The following is an 18922-nucleotide window of genomic DNA, read 5'->3' on the forward strand; positions in this document are numbered from 1 at the left end:
CTCAAAGCATCGCTAGCAATCTTTCCTTTAGTTCCATTGAAAAGTTTTCATCCCTGCAAATTATGAGACAGGTATCATCGCCGCAAATCGTGCCAAGTATTTCTTCCCAATCCAAATGATCTAAAAGTGAGCCAACCGCTTGTGCATTTCCCGGTAACGTTTTCAAAATTAAAAAATGACCCGCGCCATCAATGCTGACAAATGCATCAGTCAAAGCACGATGTAGCTTTTGTTCCGTATTGTACTTATGTACTTGAGGAAGACTATATTTGTAACGACCATCCTCCAATGGGACTTTAATAAGATGCATTTCTTTAATATCACGGGAAACGGTTGCTTGTGTCACATCTACGCCCGCGGCCTTTAGGCTATCCACTAATTGATCTTGCGTTTCAACTTCTAAGTTCGAGATAATATCCCGTATGCGTATATGTCGATGACCTTTATTCAATTTAATCACTCCGATACAAAGTATTGACCTCAACGGGCTAGGGATGCTGCATGAAAAGACTTGGATAGTATTGTTGTGTTAGTTCAATGTCTTGTAGGCATCGCGAATAATAGCCTCTAATGCTTCATCATTAAAGAGGTTTTCCGGCGTTGTTACAGAAGTTAAGTGGAAGAGAAATTCAATATTCCCCTCACCGCCTGTAACTGGTGAATAGGATATGCCGCACAGGCTAAATCCTTCTTGGATTGAGGCATTCGCGATTTTTTTCAAGACATCGAAATGGACGGAAAATTCTTTAACGACTCCTTTTTTTCCGACTTTTCCTTTCCCTGCCTCAAATTGCGGTTTAACTAGCGCAACAACATCTCCACCTAAAGCAAGTACATTTTTCAACGCTGGTAAAATAAGTGTCAAAGAGATGAATGATACATCAATTGTAGCAAATTGAGGGATCCCATCTTGAAACATTTCAGGTGTCGCATGTCTGAAATTCGTTTTTTCCATAACAGTTACGCGGGGATCTTGTCGTATTTTCCAGGCCAGCTGATTGGTGCCTACATCAAGTGCATAGCAATGGGCAGCGCCGTTTTGCAAGGCGCAATCTGTGAAGCCACCTGTTGAAGAGCCTATATCCAATACAATTTTCTTCATGACATCGACCTCGAAAACTTCTAAAGCCTTTTCAAGCTTCAACCCGCCACGGCTTACATATTTCAAAGACGTCCCTTTTATAATTAGCGGGGCATCTGACGGAATTTTCTCTCCGGGCTTATCCATCCTTGTTTCAGCTGAAAAAACGATTCCGGCCATGATAGAACGTTTTGCTTGTTCTCTTGTTTCCACCAACCCCCGCTCAACGAGAAGGATATCGACACGTTCTTTAGGAATACGGATTGTCATACCTTTTCCCTCTCTGCAACTTGATCATGAATCAGTGCTTTCATATTTTCAACAAGATGCCCCGCAGTAATGCCGATTTCATCCAACAACGCTTCTACATTTCCATGTTCGATAAATTGATCGGGTATTCCCATTCGACGAATAAGTTGTGTTGGGAATATGGAGTCATGCGTGTATTCTAAAATTGCACTACCGAAGCCACCTGCTAATACTGCTTCTTCAAGCGTCATTATAGGCATTCCTGTCGCAAGCATTCCGTCAAGCATTTCCGTGTCCAGTGGTTTAATGAACCTCGCATTGACAACCTTCACATAAATTCCATCCGTAGCTAGTATTTCTGCCGCTTCAAGAGCCATAGGTATTGTAGTGCCAAACGTCAAGATTACAGCATCATTTCCCTCACGTAGAACTTCCCACGAACCAATTGGAATCGGTCGTAGCGTTTCATCCATTGGCACACCAATACCATTACCCCGCGGATAACGCATCGCAATTGGACCACAATCATAGTCGATAGCAGTTTTCACCATATGTTGACCTTCATTTTCATCTTTTGGCATCATGATCACAAGGTTCGGCATCGATCTCAAAAATGAAATATCAAATACACCTTGATGAGTTTCACCATCAGCCCCAACAAGTCCAGCACGATCGATACCGATGAATACATTTAAATTTTGTCTGGAAATATCGTGCAACACTTGGTCATACGCGCGTTGCAGAAATGTCGAGTAGATAGCAAGAAACGGCTTCATGCCTTGAGTTGCTAGGCCCGCTGCCATCGTTGCAGCGTGTTGTTCTGCAATACCAACATCGAAAAAACGATTTGGAAATTCAGTTGCGAATGATTCAAGTTTCGATCCAACCGGCATAGCAGGTGTGATAACGGCAACTCTTTTATCATTTCGTGCAATCTTCCTGACCGTCTCAGCCACCAAGCCACTCCAAGAAGGTGCAACAGATGAGGTTTTAACAAAATCACCCGTCTCAATCTTGTAAGGACCTGTACCATGCCACGTACCAATTTTGTCGGCTTCAGCGGGAAGATACCCTTTACCTTTCTTTGTAATAACATGAAGGATAACGGGACCTTCCATCTTTTTTGCGTACTGAATATTACGTTCCAATTCAGTGAAGTCATGCCCATCAACCGGTCCAAGGTATGTGAATCCAAGTTCTTCAAAAAACACCCCCGATACGAGTAGGTATTTCAAACTATCCTTTACTCGTTCGGCTGCGGCTGCAATTGTACCGCCAATGGCAGGGATTTTTTTCAATATATATTCAAGTTCATCTTTGGCAGTATTGTATTTACCTGCAGTTCTTAACTTTCCAAGAACAGAATGAAGAGCACCAACATTTGGCGCTATTGACATTTCGTTGTCATTCAGAATCACAATCATGTTCGTTTTTTTGTGTCCGATATGATTGAGTGCTTCTAATGCCATACCACCTGTAAGCGCCCCATCACCGATTACGGGAATTACGTAATTCGTTTCCTCTTTAATATCACGGGCTGCAGCCATCCCCATAGCAGCTGAAAGAGATGTTGAGCTATGGCCGGTTTCCCATACATCATGTTCACTCTCAATCATCTTAGGAAAGCCACAAAGACCTTTAAATTGTCTTAGTGTGCCAAAATCTCCTGCACGTCCAGTTAGTATTTTATGGACATATGCTTGATGTCCAACGTCCCAAAGGAATTTATCGTTGGGACTGTCAAACAGCTTGTGAAGCGCGATTGTCAGTTCGACAACGCCAAGATTCGGTCCAAGATGGCCACCAGTAACAGATAATTTTTCTATAAGGAATACACGTATTTCTTCGGCAAGCTCCATCATCTGTTCCTTGTCGAGTTTCTTAATAAAAGATGGATTAGTGATTTCAGTGAGATCCATCATTATCACACACCTTCATAAATTGATTGCCACGGAAAAACCAATGTTTAGTACATTATAGCAAGTAAGTCTACCAGTACAAACATTACGTTCTCTTTAGGATTTACGTTCTACGATATAATCTGCGAATAAACCAAGAAGCGATTCTTCTTTTTCCAGAATGGAAAGCGCACTTTTTGCTAATTGTTGATGGCTCTTAAGTCGTTTTTCCGCATCTGCTAATCCAAGTAATGACGGATACGTTGACTTATCACTTGTCTCGTCGCTTCCTACAGTCTTTCCTAGTTCTTCAGTTGTAGACGTAACGTCAAGAATATCATCCCGAATTTGAAAAGCGAGTCCAATATTATGGGCGAAAGTCTTTAATTTATCAGTTTTCACAGCATCAGCACCAGCAATCAATGCCCCTGCTTCAATACAAAATGATAAAAGAGCACCTGTCTTATTAATATGGACGGTTTCCAATTCAAGTAATGATAATTGCTTTGTTTCACCTTCTAAATCTAACACTTGACCACCAACCATGCCACGTAAACCTGAAGCCTCTGCAAGGAGATGAATAATTTGAAGAACAACTTCGGCTGGTGTAGATGAAAGTTTTGTCAGGCAACCAAATGCGAGTGTCTGAAGTGCATCTCCTGCTAAAATAGCGACAGCCTCACCATAAATCGTATGGTTTGTCGGCTTGCCTCGTCTAAAATCATCATCGTCCATAGAAGGCAAATCATCGTGGATTAAAGAATACGTATGTATCAATTCCACGGCGCACGCGACTGTTATCGCATCCTCGGAGCTAACGTCTAAATCGTGAAGTGTTGCTAAGACAAGAAGAGGACGAATCCTTTTGCCTCCCGCATTCACTGAATAAGCCATTGCATCTCTTAACGTCAGTGATGAGGTTTCCGTTTCCAGTAATGTATTTAATCGTTCTTCAATTGCGGGCGTATGTTTACGTATGAATTTTTGCAAGCTATCATCCATTTGAGTCTGAGCCTTTTGTTGGGTCGAAAGCAATTTTGTCACCGCCTTTGTCAATAATTGAGATAAGTTGTTTTTCCGCATCTTGTAATTTGTTATTGCAATAAGCTGACAGTTCCATCCCTTTTTTATAAAGTGTGATGGCATCTTCGAGTGGGACATCTCCTGTTTCGAGCTTCTGGACAACTTCTTCTAATTTAAGCATCGCTTCTTCAAAGCGGATAGGTTGACTTTCCAATTAGCTTTCCTCCCCATCATTCGTTGTGATAGATTGAACTGTTGCGTTTACTGTTCCATCCTGCAGGCGAATCTGTACTTCCGATCCTACCTGAAAAGTTGCGACTGAATTGGTTACTATATCATTTTGGTAGACTATCGAATACCCTCGCTCCATAACGTCCAGTGGATTAAGCGCTTTTAGCATTCGAATAGATGTTTGAAATCTATCGTTCCGGATACGGATATCATGCTTCGCTGCCCTCGTCAGTCGATCATTCATACCCGAAATTTCACGGTATCCTTCTTTAATCCGTTGATTGGGAGACAAAGTGGCAAGCATCCCGTTCATTCGAAAAAGATTGGATTTTCTATTTCCAGTTACATTCTGTGCTGTTCTCAATAATCTTCCCTCAAAGCCCACTAGCTTTTCAGTAAACGGTCGATATAAACGTTCTGGAAATTGAAGTGGATATGCATTTTGATAGGTATCTAGCCGTTTGCGCTCATGTTTAATATGGCTGGACAAGGTTGTGTAAATCGATCGTTTTCGTTCCAGGATCCTTGCCACTAAATCTTCACGCGCAGGTACTGCAATTTCCGCCGCTGCTGTTGGTGTTGGGGCTCTCTTGTCAGAAACGAAATCAGCAATTGTCGTATCCGTTTCATGACCAACCGCACTTATTATAGGAACTTTACAAGAAAAGATGGCCCTTGCGACTGATTCCTCATTGAAAGCCCATAAATCTTCAATCGAACCGCCACCACGGCCTACGATAAGAACATCAATCAACCCGTATGCTTCTGCTTGTTCAATCGCTTGTACAATCGAAGGAGCAGCTTGTGGCCCTTGAACGATTGCAGGGAACAAGATGATTTCTGCAAGTGGATACCGTCTTTCAATTGTTGAACAAATATCTTGTATTGCAGCCCCGGATTGAGCTGTTACGACACCAATCGTATTTGGGTATTGGGGAAATGGCTGTTTCCAACGTCCCTCAAAAAGCCCCTCTTTACCAAGGCTTTCCTTCAGTTGTTCATACGCCAGAAATAATGCACCAATACCATCGGGCTGCATGGTTTGGGCATATAATTGATACTGTCCGCTCGCTTCGTAAACTGTCACATCACCCGTTATAAGGACGTTCATGCCGTTTTCTGGTTTGAATTTAAGTTGCGTCGCACTGGAGCGGAACATTGCCGACTGAATACGGCTCGAGTCATCTTTTAAAGTGAAATAAATATGACCGCTCGGATGGCTTTTGACATTCGACAATTCACCTTTAACGTACACATTACGCAAATGGGGGTCTGCATCGAATTTTCGTTTCACATATTTAGTTAATGCTTGGACAGATAAATATGGATTCCCAGTCAACAATCTCACCTCCCATTTTCCGGCGTATAGAAACGCTGTCTTTCTGACGAAAAACAGCGTCCTCCAAGTTTCATTATCATTATTGAGAACAGTTGCCTTTTTCATACGCTTTTTCAGCGCTATGGAGTGTGTTTTTGAGTAGCATTGTAATTGTCATCGGTCCTACTCCTCCTGGAACCGGTGTAATTGCAGCAGCTTTTTCTTTTACTGAAGTAAAATCAACGTCTCCGCATAACTTCCCGTTTTCGTCACGATTCATGCCGACATCTATTACAACAGCGCCTTCTTTTATATGCTCTGCATCGATAAATTTTGTTTTTCCGATTGCAACAATAAGAATATCCGCATCCTGTGTGTAAGAAGCAAGATTTTCAGTTTTTGAATGACAATACGTTACTGTCGCATCTCGTTGTAGCAATAGCTGTCCCATTGGTTTACCGACAATATTACTCCGACCAACGATGACTGCGTGTTTCCCTTTGATTTCAGTGCCTGTCCGTTCAAGAAGTTTGATGATTCCGTATGGTGTACAAGATAGGAAAGCTTGTTGACCAATAATCATTTTTCCGACATTCACCGGGTGGAATACATCTACGTCTTTTTCTGGATCAATTGCACTAATGACCTTATTTTCATCAATATGCTTGGGTAAAGGAAGTTGGACAAGGATTCCGTTAATGGAATTGTCTTTGTTCAATTTTGAAATATGACCGAGAAGTTCCTCTTCGGATACGGTAGAAGGAAGCTCTATAAGTTCCGACTTCATACCAACCTCTACGCTCGATTTTTGCTTATTTTTCACATATGTACGGGAAGCTTGGTTATCACCAACTAAAACTACTGCCAAACCCGGTTTACAACCATTGTCCAGTAAATTGCTTACCCTATCTTTAATTTCCAGTCTTATTTCTTTTCCAATAGCAGTTCCATCAATCAGTTTTCCAGACATACTGTTTCCCCCAACTGAAGTTATTTATTTTTCTTCAAACTTTGACAATACGCCATTGACAAAGCGCCCTGATTTTTCATCGCCGAATGTTTTACATAACTCAACCGCTTCATTGAGCACTACCCTATGCGGCACATCCGGATTGAAAAGTAGTTCGTAGGTTGCGAGTCGTAAAACAGTCCGCTCGATTTTAGGTAAACGCTCCAATGACCAGTTTTCCAGTTTTTCAACAAGAACATTATCGATTTCAGCTTTGTTTTCCACTGTTCCCCGAACTAGTTTTTCGTAAAAGGAATCAGAAGGACCTTCTGTAATATAAGTAATAGCTTCGTCTACAGACATTTCTGTCGTATCTAGTTGAAAAAGTGTTTGTATCGTTTTTTCTCGTGCTTCTCGTCGTTTCATAATCTTTTTTCTCCTCTACTGTAACTCTAATGCCTTATCATAGCATATTAAGCATGCTAAAATACAGCAAAACCGACTAAAAAGCATCATCCAGAAGGACGATGCTTTTTAAGTTAGATCGTGTCAGTTTCTGCCTCGAACTGTATCCCTGTTATATGGATATTCACTTCTTTTGTTTCAAGAGAAGTCATATGAAATATTGAATGTCGAATTTGTTCTTGGATTTCTTTCGCAACTTCAGGCACAGAATAGCCGTACTCAATCACGCAATAGACATCGATTGTCAATCCTTCTTCGGACCATTCTGTCTTAACGCCCTTACCATGCATAACCTTTCCAAACTTTTCCGCGACTCCCGTCGCGAAATTACCTCTAGTATTTGCGACCCCTGCTACTTCTGTCGTTGCTATTCCGATAATTACTTCAAGAACTTCGGGTGCTAGCTGTACACGTCCAAGCTCAACATCCCCTGACGGAGCCATTCCGACAAATGAAGGCATTGTCTTATCAGACATACCAATTCCCCTTCCTGTTAGTCCATAATATCGTATTTTTCCAGGAACTTCGTATCAAAATCTCCGGATTTGAAAACGTCATTGTCCATTAGATTCAAATGGAATGGAATGGTTGTTTCCACACCTTCAATGATGAATTCATCAAGCGCTCGTCTCATTCTTGCGACAGCTTCTGCCCTCGTATCCGCATGCACGATGAGTTTTGCAACCATCGAATCATAGAATGGAGGGATTGAATAACCTGTGTAAACAGCAGAATCGACACGCACTCCAAAACCGCCAGGAGCCATATACATGGTCACTTCCCCCGGTGAAGGCATGAAGTTTTTCGAAGGATTTTCCGCATTGATGCGGCATTCGATAGCCCATCCATTGACTTTAACATCTTGTTGTGTGTAGGCTAATTTCTCGCCTGAGGCAACTTTAAGTTGCTGGCTGATCAGGTCGATACCCGTAATCATTTCAGTAACAGGATGTTCCACTTGGATACGTGTATTCATCTCCATAAAGTAAAAATTCTTATTAATGTGATCGAAGATGAACTCAACTGTGCCCGCACCACGGTAATTAACAGCCTGTGCTGCTTTGACAGCGGCTTCTCCCATTTCACTACGGAGTTCAGGTGTCAGCGCGGGAGAAGGTGCTTCTTCCACAAGCTTTTGCATTCTACGCTGAATGGAACAGTCACGCTCACCAAGGTGAATCGTGTTGCCGTACTTATCGGCAAGTACTTGAACCTCAACATGACGGAACACTTCTACGAATTTCTCCAAATAGACGCCGGGATTACCAAAAGCGGCAGCCGCCTCTTTTTGTGTAATCTTAATCCCGTTTACAAGCTCTTCCTTATCCCTGGCAACACGAATCCCTTTTCCTCCGCCGCCAGCAGTTGCTTTAATGATGACAGGATAGCCAATTTCCTCTGCAACGCGTAATGCATTATCTTCATCCTCAACAATCCCAGTGGATCCGGGGACAATTGGTACACCGGCTTTCCGCATCGTCTCACGGGCAACGTCTTTTGTTCCCATGCGAGAAATCGCATCCGCTGTCGGACCGATGAATTCAATATTAACCTCTTCACACAACTCTGCAAAACTAGCATTCTCTGCAAGAAAACCATAGCCAGGATGAATCCCATCACAGCCAGTCATTTTTGCGACACTAATAATGTTGGAAAAATTAAGGTAACTGTCTTTCGACAACTTCGGTCCTATACAATAAGCTTCGTCTGCTAGTTCTACGTGAAGTGCTTCGCGGTCTGCTTCTGAATAGACCGCAACTGTTTTCATGCCCAATTCTTTACAAGAACGAATGATACGGACTGCTATTTCACCACGATTGGCGATTAATACTTTTTTCATATGTGAGCACCCCCTCAATTTGTTTTAACAAGGAAGAGAGGTTGTCCGTATTCAACGAGCTGACCGTCTTTTACGAGGATTTCAACAATTTCCCCTGTAACTTCCGCTTCGATTTCATTGAACAATTTCATTGCTTCAACGATACAAACAATCGACTCCGTATTTACTTTATCACCCTGTTGCACAAAAGCTGCTACTTCAGGTGAAGAAGCCGAATAAAATGTTCCTACCATTGGTGAAGTGATTTTGTGTAAAGTCGGGTCTTCCACAAGTTCAACTGCTGCCGGTGCAATAGGTGCTTCTTTTTTTACTTCAACCGGTTCCACTGTTGCCGCACGGACTTCTGCCACTTCTACCTGAACTGTAGGCTCTGTTTCCACAAGTGTTTTAACAGTTTTTGAGGCACTGCTCTTTTTCAAGACAATTTTTGTACCTTCCGATTCAAATGAAAACTTTTCAATTGAAGAGTGATCAATCAGTTTTATAATTTCACGAATCTCTTGAATTTTTAACATGATCCATTCCCCTGACTACATTTAATTTTACTTCCTCTCCATTTTAGACGTTTTCCCTTCATATTGAAACAGATATCGTTGATTTACCTCAAAAGTCTTAGTGGAAAAAGAAAAAGACCCTCATTAGGGCCTTTTCGTCTGAGTTCATTATTTTGCCATATCACCTTTAAATTCAACTTGTACATCGCGTGCTTCTTCCCAAGTAGTCATCACATAATGAGAGATTTCATCTGCCTGCGCTTTTGAATGGCCCTCTGATGATAGAACTGTAACACTTACAGCTCCGTTCTCCGCCCGTACAAATGCATCTGGGTAACCAAGAGCCATAATTTGCATTTCCATCAAGGCTTCAGTCGAATCCAGTTTCGTCAGTTTCGCCATTTCTTCGTATGCAGCATCTTTTTCTTCAGCGGTGTAATCCGCGGAGGATACTTTTGTAGTTAGCTGTTCTTTTAATTGGCTTCTTTCGTTACTTACTTCCATCCGCATATCTTCAAACAAATAGGCATCTGCAAAAACAGGTTGTGTCTTCGCTTTATCATCTGTTTTTCCGATGAGTGTTGTATTTGGCGCCTCGTCAGAGAAAATTGCGATCCCATCAAAAGGCATCGAACCCTTCTCCTTTACGTAGTAAATTGAAATAACGGCGACAAGACTTAATAACGTTAAAAACCATACTGTTCTTTTATTCGTCCTCATTGCTATTCCCCCTTTTTTCCATTTCTTGGATTACAATACGATGTTCAGGCAACTGTAGAACGGCAGATAATATTTTTAACAACTTGCTACGTACCCCATATTCCCCCGCGCCCTCTGCAACAACGAGAAGTCCCCGCAAAGGATTTTTCTCCTTTGTTGAAGAAGATGAAGTTGAAAAATAATTAGAAAGCGAATTTGCAGTCTCCTCATTTTCATAGTGGAAATATAAGGTGACCTTTCCAATGCCATCGATTTTCATTAATGCTTGTTCAAGTTCTGCATATTGCTGTACGTCATCCTCCTTTTTTTCCTTCCCTCCAATGCCAGAGCTCATGAAAATGATGACCAGGATAATAATCGCTCCCAGAAGGATGGTATGAGATTTCTTTGTTGGTTTTTGCATAACATCACCATTTTCATTCATTGGGTCGGTTAACTGACCTGTTATCCATAAATCATTTTATGCACTTTCATGAAGAGCTATGACCAAATAATAAGAAGAATGAACTTATTATCCAAATACCCATTGCTAGTTTGATGATCGGCATGAATTCGTCTTCTGCTTTTTCCGGAAATAATAACAGAATAATTGAAGATAATAATGTGATGGAAAGGATTCCACCTAAAAAAGTAGTTATCAAACCACCTCATTTCATCGTAGTGATCAGTTTTATGAGGATGATGGAAAAAAGAGCAGAATAGATAAATGCGAAAGCGATAAGAAAAGAGACTGCACATAAAACAAATAACGTCTTGCCGATATCGTCAAGAATTCCAGTAATGTCCTCATGTGCGTAGGGCTCTATCAGCGCTGCCGTCCATCTATAAAAAAATGCTGTTAGTAATGTCTTCATAGACGGAACGAGTGCAATTGTCCAAATACTTGAAATTAACCAACCACCTGCAACTACACTAGCACCTGAGGAGTAACGTCCAATCGTCCCCATGCTTTCGGTCATGAACGAACCGATAAGTGGAACGTTTTGACTTATTAGCTCTTTGATTGGCGCACTTGCAAATCCTGTCATCGCCCAGGACATGGTACCGCCAGTCGTGATGAAAATTGAATAGGCCGCAACAACAGCCGACACTGTCCCAAGAAGGGTCGTCCTAATCAGATCCGCCATCTTAGTAAACGATAATTCCGGCAGAAACCTGGAAACAAGATCAAAAATAATAGCAGCTGTCAATAGCGGGATTAGAAAGCGCTCCGTCAGTATTACTGCACCATTCGCAAATAGCAGCATAGCTGGTTGGAAATTCAACATACTGAAAGCGCCGCCTGAAGCTACCATACTTGCCGCCAAAATTGGATAGATGCCGATGAACATCATTGAAATTGAATGGGCAATATCCTTGATAAGCGTTAAATGTTCGAAAGCAGGTTGTAGCGCTACAGTAACGATAATAAAAAAGAGAATCATTCTCGTCCATTTCGCGAATGACGGAAATAGGAAATCAATCATTAGTGCCATGAATGCTGAGATGATAATGATGACAAAACTTGAGAATACTGCTCCGAGTGTCGCTTCAATAAAAGCAATCATAGCGGTCCCGTCCGATCATTTTGTAATAAGTGTAGAGAGTATCTCGACCAATTCTGTTGTTTGCTGAATCCAAAGTGTCAAAATGGTGATTTTAACTGCGAAGTGCGAAATAGTAGCAAGTGATCCATAGCCGGCTTCTGCGATATGCTTCGAAATAATATCGGATATAAAATATAGGATAGCGCTACCAATTAAAAGCCTGGCAAATGGGTCCGGCAAGGGCTCGAACAGTTCAACATACTGGATACTAAATGGGAAAATGACAGTCATAAGTAGGTAGAAAAAAAAGAGTAAGAAAATGGCTGTATACAACAACGGTTGTAATTTCGGGACGGTAAACGAGATTAAGAGCAAGATTAGGAAGACGACGATGGTTTGTAGTAATGTCAACATTAGACTGACATGGACAACCATTGAAAGAATTCGCTAATCTGCGTGAAGAAGACTTTAAGGAAACGAAGCATTTCGACCGTGATGTAAATGTAAGCGACGAAAAATAGAAAAAATGAAAATTCTTTTCTACCTGTCTGTTCAAAGAAAATATGCAAAAAACCGATGACTAATCCTATACCGGCTATACGAAGTAAATCATTTAGTTCCATCCGGTACTCCCCCCATTACAACATCCTATGTACGGACCCTGGGTCATATGAAAAAAAAAAAAAAAACACATTGTATCCCGGGTATGGGATGCAATGTGTTTTCAGTATCCAAAAAGCTACGTTATGCTCTTGATACGTATTCGGATTCCTCTGTGTTAATAATTAGTTTATCGCCAACGTTGACGAAGAACGGAACTTGAACAGTAAGTCCTGTTTCCAATGTAGCAGGTTTTGAACCACCACTTGTTGTATCGCCTTTAATGCCCGGCTCCGTTGCTGTTACTTCAAGTGTAACCGTAACAGGCAATGCAACACCTAATATTTCTTCCTTGAATTGGATTACATGAACTTCCATATTCTCTTTAAGGAATTTCAGTTCTTCTTCAATTTGTTTTGATGAAAGTTCAATTTGTTCATATGTTTCGTTATCCATAAACACGTGATCATCACCATTGGCGTATAGGTATTGCATACGACGGTTATCGATTTGTGCTTTTTCAACTTTTTCACCAGCACGGAATGTTTTTTCATTAACGTTACCTGAACGAATATTACGCAACTTCGAGCGAACGAAAGCTGCACCTTTACCTGGCTTTACGTGTTGAAAATCGATGACGCGCCAAATATCACCGTCAAATTCGATTGTTAGTCCTGTTTTAAAGTCGTTTACTGAAATCATGATGTTTCCTCCAATTGATTGATAGACTTCGATTATAAAATGATTAATTCTTTTGGTGCAACTGTTAAGCGTTCGTTACCTTCAGCAGTCATGATGATATCGTCCTCAATACGGACACCCCCGATACCAGGAAGGTAAATTCCCGGCTCCACTGTAACAGCCATATTCGGCTCAAGAACTGTTTCGGAACGGGATGACAATCCAGGTGATTCATGTACTTCCAATCCAATCCCATGACCAGTCGAATGTCCGAATGCTTCTCCGTAGCCTTTAGATTTAATATAATCTCGTGCAATGGCATCCGCTTCAATCCCAGTCATCCCGGGCTTGATGTTTTTAACAGCAAGTTCTTGGGCTGCAAGCGTGACCGCATAGATTTCTTTCAGTTTTTCGGAAGGTTCCCCTACCGCAACGGTACGCGTTATATCAGAAATATACCCATCGTAAAGAGCGCCATAATCGAGTGTGACCAAGTCGCCAGACTCAATCACTTTATCCGTTGCAACACCATGCGGTAACGCACCGCGTAGTCCCGAAGCTACGATTATATCAAAAGACGAAGAAGTTGCGCCTTGTTTTCGCATGAAAAATTCAAGCTCATTTGATACTTCAATTTCTGTAACGCCCGGTTTGATGAATGTGCAGATATGTGCAAATGCATCGTCTGCAATTTTAGCCGCTTTTTTCAAAATGACCAATTCATCAGCAGTTTTCACCATTCGAATTTTTTCTACGAGATTGGATACAGGTTTTAATTCGGCTTGGACCGCCTTTTTATAAAGTTCATAAAGCCCAAATGTTAAATCGTCTTTTTCAAACCCGATTGTGCCAAGCTTCATCAGGTTTGCTTGTTCAGCTACTTCTTCGATAATCGTTTTTGAATGCATGACGATTCGGAAACCGTCGATTTGTTTTTCTGCTTGTTCTGTGTATCGGAAATCTGTGATGAAGACAGCGTCATCATGTGAAATAAGAGCCAAACCGGCAGAACCTGTAAAACCGGTCATGTATCGTCGGTTAAACGTGTTTGTAACTAGAAGTGCGTCAATTTCATGTTCTTTTAACAGTTCACGTAATTTTTCCATTTTCATAATTGTCATACCCCTTTTCCCCGGAGGAGGAACGCTTGGAAGGCTAATTCATATCCATTTGTACCGAATCCTGACAGTTGACCGATACAAACAGGTGCAATAACGGATGTTTCCCTGAACGCTTCCCGGTTATGTATATTTGAAATATGGACCTCAATCACAGGCACATTGACTGAGGCGACAGCATCCCGCAGCGCTATACTGTAATGTGTAAATGCACCAGGATTAAAGATGATTCCATCTAACATCAACTCTTCCGCTTCATGGATTCTGTCGATTAAGTCCCCTTCTGAATTAGATTGGAAAAACGAAACGGAAGCACTATGCAGACTTGCAAGTTTGTCCAATTTTCGTTCGACATCAGCCAACGTTTCAACGCCATAGATTCCTGGTTCCCTTTTTCCTAGTCTATTCAGATTGGGCCCGTTTAGCATAAGTAGTTTCACCGTGCCATCATTCCCCTCACCGTTTTCTTTCCCATTTTATCATACCGTTCTTTAGTAGCAACTCATTTTATACTTTCAATTGAAAGTTTTTTCATGAAAACAGCCGTCCCGACAACAAATCTACAGGTGATTGCAATCATCACAAAAAAGGGTATTGAAATGGATTTAAGCGCAGCTCCCGGCGTTTCAGGTGATCCGATTGACCATTCCACGATGAAGACAATAATAATGCCCGCAATAATTGATGTAATGGAAGGTGGTATGGAATACGTGAATGATAAAGCTACATATAATAGTGCGATGATAATCATGAGTGCTAAAATTAGCAACGCCCACTTTACGCTGAAATGCGCTGATTCAAAGACTTTCCATTTTTTTGACCACCCTACAGGTGACCAGTTGATAAATTTGAATACATGTAAAAACTTCAAGCCGACTGCCATTAATAAGGCGCCCACAATTGCTGTCCAAGCTACTGTTGTTTTATTCATACAATCTCCTCCTAACTGAAGTGTCGGGAAACTCTTACAGATTTAAACGTCAACATGGAGCGTAGTCCTTATATTTAGTATAATAAACATAAATAAACGGCTGTTTCGAAAGAAAGCGTGGTTTTTTAGATGGATAAAAATTTTAAAACACCCACATATGGAGGCCAAGCAATTGTAGAAGGTGTCATGTTTGGCAGTACTAATCATACAGTGACGGCCATTAGGCGAAAAGATGATTCTATCGAATACTATTATGTTCCAAAAACAGCTAATAACCTGCTATCCGTATTAAAGAAAATCCCTTTTGTAAGAGGATTTGTAGCATTATTCGAATCAGCCCGTATGGGTTCAAAGCATTTATCCTTTTCTAGTGAGCGTTATGACGTCCTTCCCGGTGAAGAAGCCATTCCAAATACGAAAGATACATCCAATTTGACAATGGCAATCGGGGTTGCCATTGCCGGTGTGCTATCCTTCTTATTCGGTAAATTTGTTTTCACACTCGTTCCTGTATTTTTAGCAGGTGCATTACAATCCGTAGCACAAGGCAAAACAGCGCAAATCATACTGGAAACCGTCCTCAAACTTATTCTTTTGTTAGCCTACATTTCTATTGTGTCAATGACACCAATTATAAAGAAGGTGTTTCAATACCACGGTGCGGAACATAAAGTCATAAATGCATATGAACATAACCTGCCAATCACCGTTGATAATGTGCAGGCACAGTCAAGATTACACTTTCGGTGTGGAAGTAGTTTTATTCTATTTACGGTGATTGTTGGTATGTTCATTTATTTCCTTGTACCGACAGACCCGTTTTGGTTTCGCGTTTTGAACCGGATTTTACTCATTCCAGTTGTGCTTAGCATTTCGTTCGAAGTATTGCAGTTAACCAATTCGATGCGTTACGTTCCGATATTGAAATATCTAGGCTATCCAGGGTTGTGGCTACAGTTATTAACGACGAAAGAACCGGATGACAAACAAGTGGAAGTGGCTATTGCATCGTTTGAAAAACTGTTAGAAGTTGAAGAGATTGGAGTTGGCGCAATGGAGGTTAACAAGAATGCCAATTCGGCAAGTCATACAATTTTTTCGAATTAATTAAAAGGAAGGGACCTATAGTAGATCCCTTCCTTTTTTGTATTCAGTTATTGATAACAAATTGTTTGCGTCGTTTCTGCTTTGCTCTTAAAGGCCACATTTCAGTTGTGCGTTACAGTTTGTGCACGTATTACAACCGCCGATTTCTTCGACTCTTCCTTGTCTACATACAGGACATGTGTCGCCGATTTCAGACCCAATCGTCACATTTGTTGAACGAAGATCTTGAATCGTGTTTACAAGCACGATTTTTTGCTGTTCAATCACTTCTTCTACATAATCAGAATCCATCTCGTTCTCTTCTGCTTTAAGCGTAAGTACTTGTGAGTCACGGCTACCATCGACATAGACAGTACCGCCTTTTGCTCCACCTTTATACAAACGTTCATAGACACTTTCAACCTGTTCAACAGAATAGCCCCGTGGCGCATTTACTGTCTTCGAGATTGAACTGTCAATCCAGCGCTGGATGATGCATTGTACATCTGCATGCGCTTCTGGCGCGAGACTCATGGATGAGATGAACCATTCTGGTAAATGATCCGGATCCGCTTCTGGATGCTGTTCTAAATACTCCTCAACAATCTTCGCTTTTACTTCAATGAACTTCCCAAGACGTCCACTACGATAATACACAAAGGAAAAGTATGGTTCTAGACCCGTACTGACGCCAACCATTGTCCCTGTGGATCCCGTAGGTGCGACTGTCAACAAATGGGAGTTTCTGATACCGTGTTCCAAAATGGATTCACGAATGTCTTCAGGCATTTTTTTCATAAAACCAGTGTTAATGAAAGCTGTACGAAGCGTTTTTGTTTCCTCGTCCGTCTGACCGATAAGGAATGGGAAGCTTCCTTTTTCTTTCGCTAGTTCCACAGATTCACGATAAGCTGTCGTTGCAATTGTTTCAAATACTTTGTCGACAAGTACATTCCCTTCTTCGGATCCATATGTCTTTTCACAATAAATCAGAAGGTCCGCCATACCCATGACGCCAAGTCCAACTCGTCGCTCGCCAAGTGCTTGTACTTTATTTTCCGCTAAGAAATAAGGTGTTGCGTCAATCACGTTATCCTGCATCCTAACACCGACTCGTACGGTATCTATCAGTTTTTCAAAATCGACGGTTTTCGACTCTTTGTCCACCATTTCCGCAAGATTCACAGCCGCAAGATTACAAACGCTATATGGCGCTAGAGGCTGCTCCCCACACGGATTTGTGGCAACGACTTGCTGTCCATATGCTTTGGCATTGGTTTCGTTATTGGCATTATCAATAAAGAAAATACCAGGTTCTGCAGAATAAGTTGCACAAATATTGATGAGATCCCAAAGCGCACGTGCTTTTATCGTCCGATAGACACGTACTTCAAATCCTTGACGTTCCCACTCGCGTACGTCACCGACTTTGTGCCACTCTTCATTGTAGGTCGCCATTTGCGCCGGTGAATACTTTTCAACTGCTGGGAATCTAAGTTCATAATCAGCATCTGCCTCAACAGCTTTCATAAAATCATCTGTCAATGTGACAGAAATATTTGCGCCTGTAAGAAATTCCTGATTATGGACGGAATAAGTCCCGCCGTCCCGTAATTTCGTCTCGGCATCTTTTAAGATGGCTTCGCTGAATCCACCTAGACCAGGAATTGATCGGTAGTTTAGAACGCCTTGATACATCGCTTCTTCTTGTGCTGTAAGCGGTTTGAATTTTAGTTTTTCACTCGCAAGTTTTTTAATATTCTCGTCTTCCATATGTTCTAGAAGGTAACGAAGAATTCTCGGATTCTGCATTTTTGAGATGATAAATTCGCAAATGTCAGGATGCCAATCCGCTAACATGATCATTTGTGCGCCACGTCGACTTCCACCTTGCTCAACAAGATGAGTCAATTTCGCAATATCATCGAGCCATGATACAGAGCCTGATGATTTACCGTTAACGCCTCTTGCAAGTGTGTTACGAGGACGTAGTGTAGATCCGTTCGTACCCACACCTCCGCCACGGCTCATAATCTCCATCACTTGTTTCCGGTGATCCGAGATACCTTCGCGTGAATCAGCTACAAACGGCATTACATAACAATTAAAAAATGTTACGTCCGTATCCGAACCCGCCCCATACAACACTCGCCCTGCAGGTATGAAATTCAAACTGGATAACTGTCCGTAGAATTTGTCGTAAGACTCTTTCTTTTTTTCCTCAGTCTTTTCAGATGAGGCAAGGCCAGTCGCATTTCGTTTTGCAATCTGTTCATAAAAAACTTCAAGTGGTTTTTCGATGACGTCAATCGGTCTTGTAATAATGCCTTGTTCTTGCTCTTCAGGCTTATCAATAGCAGAACGATACTCTTTTTCAATACAAATATCCGCTTTTCCATTTTTTTCATCCAACGATACGATAAAGCCAAGACCGCGTGCTGGGAATTTCGGATCTTCCTTCACGGTTAAAACGACGAAATCGCCGACCTTCAACGTTTTCTTTTCTGTATCCTTAAATGAATACCGATCAATCATGACAAGTCGTGACACTCCGTCATGTTCAATTTTCATCTCTGGCGTAATTGGATGCACCTGTGGGAATTTTGCTATATCCGCATTTAACTGTGCCTTGTCCAAAATTGGTTCCTGATGCTTGGAAACGGTAACCATTAAAGCATCCTCCTTCTGGGAATATTCTAATTTAACACAACA

General features: G+C 41.5%; 23 protein-coding genes. 1 reads left to right on the top strand and 22 read right to left on the bottom strand.

Going from position 1 to position 18922, the window contains the following annotated elements:
• Position 1 precedes the first annotated feature (1 nt).
• The 21 genes from ahrC to FILTAD_RS13240 form a co-directional block, all read right to left on the bottom strand.
• Positions 2-451, bottom strand: coding sequence for a transcriptional regulator AhrC/ArgR (gene ahrC, locus FILTAD_RS13145; RefSeq protein WP_124071431.1), 450 nt, complete (start codon positions 449-451; stop codon positions 2-4).
• Positions 452-529: 78 nt separating this feature from the next.
• Positions 530-1351, bottom strand: a complete 822-nt coding sequence (locus FILTAD_RS13150) for a TlyA family RNA methyltransferase (RefSeq protein WP_124071432.1) — start codon at positions 1349-1351, stop codon at positions 530-532.
• Complete coding sequence (gene dxs / locus FILTAD_RS13155) at positions 1348-3249, bottom strand: 1-deoxy-D-xylulose-5-phosphate synthase (RefSeq protein ID WP_124071433.1); 1902 nt, start codon at positions 3247-3249, stop codon at positions 1348-1350. The genes FILTAD_RS13150 and dxs overlap by 4 nt, the downstream gene beginning before the upstream one ends.
• 96 nt (positions 3250-3345) lie before the next feature.
• Positions 3346-4230 carry a polyprenyl synthetase family protein gene (locus tag FILTAD_RS13160; RefSeq protein WP_124071434.1) on the bottom strand — a complete coding sequence of 295 codons (885 nt, stop codon included), beginning with the start codon at positions 4228-4230 and terminating at the stop codon, positions 3346-3348.
• A complete protein-coding gene (locus tag FILTAD_RS13165; protein ID WP_282432588.1) occupies positions 4223-4465 on the bottom strand; it encodes an exodeoxyribonuclease VII small subunit in 243 nt (80 codons plus the stop codon). The genes FILTAD_RS13160 and FILTAD_RS13165 overlap by 8 nt, the downstream gene beginning before the upstream one ends.
• Positions 4466-5821, bottom strand: a complete 1356-nt coding sequence (gene xseA, locus FILTAD_RS13170) for an exodeoxyribonuclease VII large subunit (RefSeq protein WP_124071435.1) — start codon at positions 5819-5821, stop codon at positions 4466-4468. It lies immediately after the preceding gene.
• A gap of 79 nt (positions 5822-5900) precedes the next feature.
• Positions 5901-6770, bottom strand: a complete 870-nt coding sequence (folD, locus tag FILTAD_RS13175; protein WP_124071436.1) for a bifunctional methylenetetrahydrofolate dehydrogenase/methenyltetrahydrofolate cyclohydrolase FolD — start codon at positions 6768-6770, stop codon at positions 5901-5903.
• Positions 6771-6794: 24 nt separating this feature from the next.
• Positions 6795-7175: a transcription antitermination factor NusB gene (nusB, locus tag FILTAD_RS13180; protein WP_124071437.1), complete on the bottom strand. Its 381-nt coding sequence runs from the start codon at positions 7173-7175 to the stop codon at positions 6795-6797.
• Positions 7176-7288: 113 nt separating this feature from the next.
• A complete protein-coding gene (locus FILTAD_RS13185; protein WP_124071438.1) occupies positions 7289-7690 on the bottom strand; it encodes an Asp23/Gls24 family envelope stress response protein in 402 nt (133 codons plus the stop codon).
• Positions 7691-7707: 17 nt separating this feature from the next.
• Positions 7708-9054, bottom strand: coding sequence for an acetyl-CoA carboxylase biotin carboxylase subunit (accC, locus tag FILTAD_RS13190; protein ID WP_124071439.1), 1347 nt, complete (start codon positions 9052-9054; stop codon positions 7708-7710).
• Positions 9055-9068: 14 nt separating this feature from the next.
• The gene (gene accB / locus FILTAD_RS13195) at positions 9069-9569 is read right to left on the bottom strand and encodes an acetyl-CoA carboxylase biotin carboxyl carrier protein (RefSeq protein ID WP_124071440.1); all 501 of its coding nucleotides are present in this window, start codon (positions 9567-9569) and stop codon (positions 9069-9071) included.
• Positions 9570-9716: 147 nt separating this feature from the next.
• The gene (locus FILTAD_RS13200; RefSeq protein ID WP_124071441.1) at positions 9717-10268 is read right to left on the bottom strand and encodes a SpoIIIAH-like family protein; all 552 of its coding nucleotides are present in this window, start codon (positions 10266-10268) and stop codon (positions 9717-9719) included.
• A complete protein-coding gene (locus FILTAD_RS13205) occupies positions 10255-10671 on the bottom strand; it encodes a hypothetical protein (RefSeq protein WP_148085403.1) in 417 nt (138 codons plus the stop codon). Before FILTAD_RS13205 ends, FILTAD_RS13200 begins: the two co-directional genes overlap by 14 nt.
• Positions 10672-10738: 67 nt before the next feature.
• Positions 10739-10909 (bottom strand): hypothetical protein, encoded by a 171-nt coding sequence (locus tag FILTAD_RS15840; protein WP_160117611.1) that lies wholly within the window; start codon positions 10907-10909, stop codon positions 10739-10741.
• Positions 10910-10915: 6 nt separating this feature from the next.
• Complete coding sequence (locus FILTAD_RS13210; protein WP_124071443.1) at positions 10916-11815, bottom strand: stage III sporulation protein AE; 900 nt, start codon at positions 11813-11815, stop codon at positions 10916-10918.
• Positions 11816-11830: 15 nt separating this feature from the next.
• Positions 11831-12208, bottom strand: a complete 378-nt coding sequence (locus FILTAD_RS13215; RefSeq protein ID WP_124071444.1) for a hypothetical protein — start codon at positions 12206-12208, stop codon at positions 11831-11833.
• On the bottom strand, positions 12208-12417 hold the full coding sequence (locus FILTAD_RS13220) for a SpoIIIAC/SpoIIIAD family protein (RefSeq protein WP_124071445.1): 210 nt from the start codon (positions 12415-12417) through the stop codon (positions 12208-12210). The genes FILTAD_RS13215 and FILTAD_RS13220 overlap by 1 nt, the downstream gene beginning before the upstream one ends.
• A gap of 121 nt (positions 12418-12538) precedes the next feature.
• A complete protein-coding gene (gene efp / locus FILTAD_RS13225) occupies positions 12539-13096 on the bottom strand; it encodes an elongation factor P (RefSeq protein ID WP_124071446.1) in 558 nt (185 codons plus the stop codon).
• 32 nt (positions 13097-13128) lie between these two features.
• A complete protein-coding gene (locus FILTAD_RS13230) occupies positions 13129-14190 on the bottom strand; it encodes a M24 family metallopeptidase (RefSeq protein ID WP_345788910.1) in 1062 nt (353 codons plus the stop codon).
• Between the two features lie 2 nt (positions 14191-14192).
• Positions 14193-14633, bottom strand: coding sequence for a type II 3-dehydroquinate dehydratase (gene aroQ, locus FILTAD_RS13235; protein WP_238988254.1), 441 nt, complete (start codon positions 14631-14633; stop codon positions 14193-14195).
• A gap of 62 nt (positions 14634-14695) precedes the next feature.
• Positions 14696-15124 carry a hypothetical protein gene (locus FILTAD_RS13240; protein ID WP_124071448.1) on the bottom strand — a complete coding sequence of 143 codons (429 nt, stop codon included), beginning with the start codon at positions 15122-15124 and terminating at the stop codon, positions 14696-14698.
• 129 nt (positions 15125-15253) lie between these two features.
• Here FILTAD_RS13240 and FILTAD_RS13245 point away from each other — a divergent pair, with 129 nt between their 5' ends.
• A complete protein-coding gene (locus tag FILTAD_RS13245) occupies positions 15254-16231 on the top strand; it encodes a DUF1385 domain-containing protein (RefSeq protein ID WP_124071449.1) in 978 nt (325 codons plus the stop codon).
• Between the two features lie 87 nt (positions 16232-16318).
• On the opposite strand, the gene FILTAD_RS13250 is transcribed toward FILTAD_RS13245, so the two are convergent.
• The gene (locus tag FILTAD_RS13250) at positions 16319-18880 is read right to left on the bottom strand and encodes a vitamin B12-dependent ribonucleotide reductase (RefSeq protein WP_124071450.1); all 2562 of its coding nucleotides are present in this window, start codon (positions 18878-18880) and stop codon (positions 16319-16321) included.
• Positions 18881-18922 lie beyond the last annotated feature (42 nt).

This window comes from Filibacter tadaridae (assembly GCF_900609045.1).
Taxonomy (GTDB): Bacteria; Bacillota; Bacilli; order Bacillales_A; family Planococcaceae; genus Sporosarcina; species Sporosarcina tadaridae.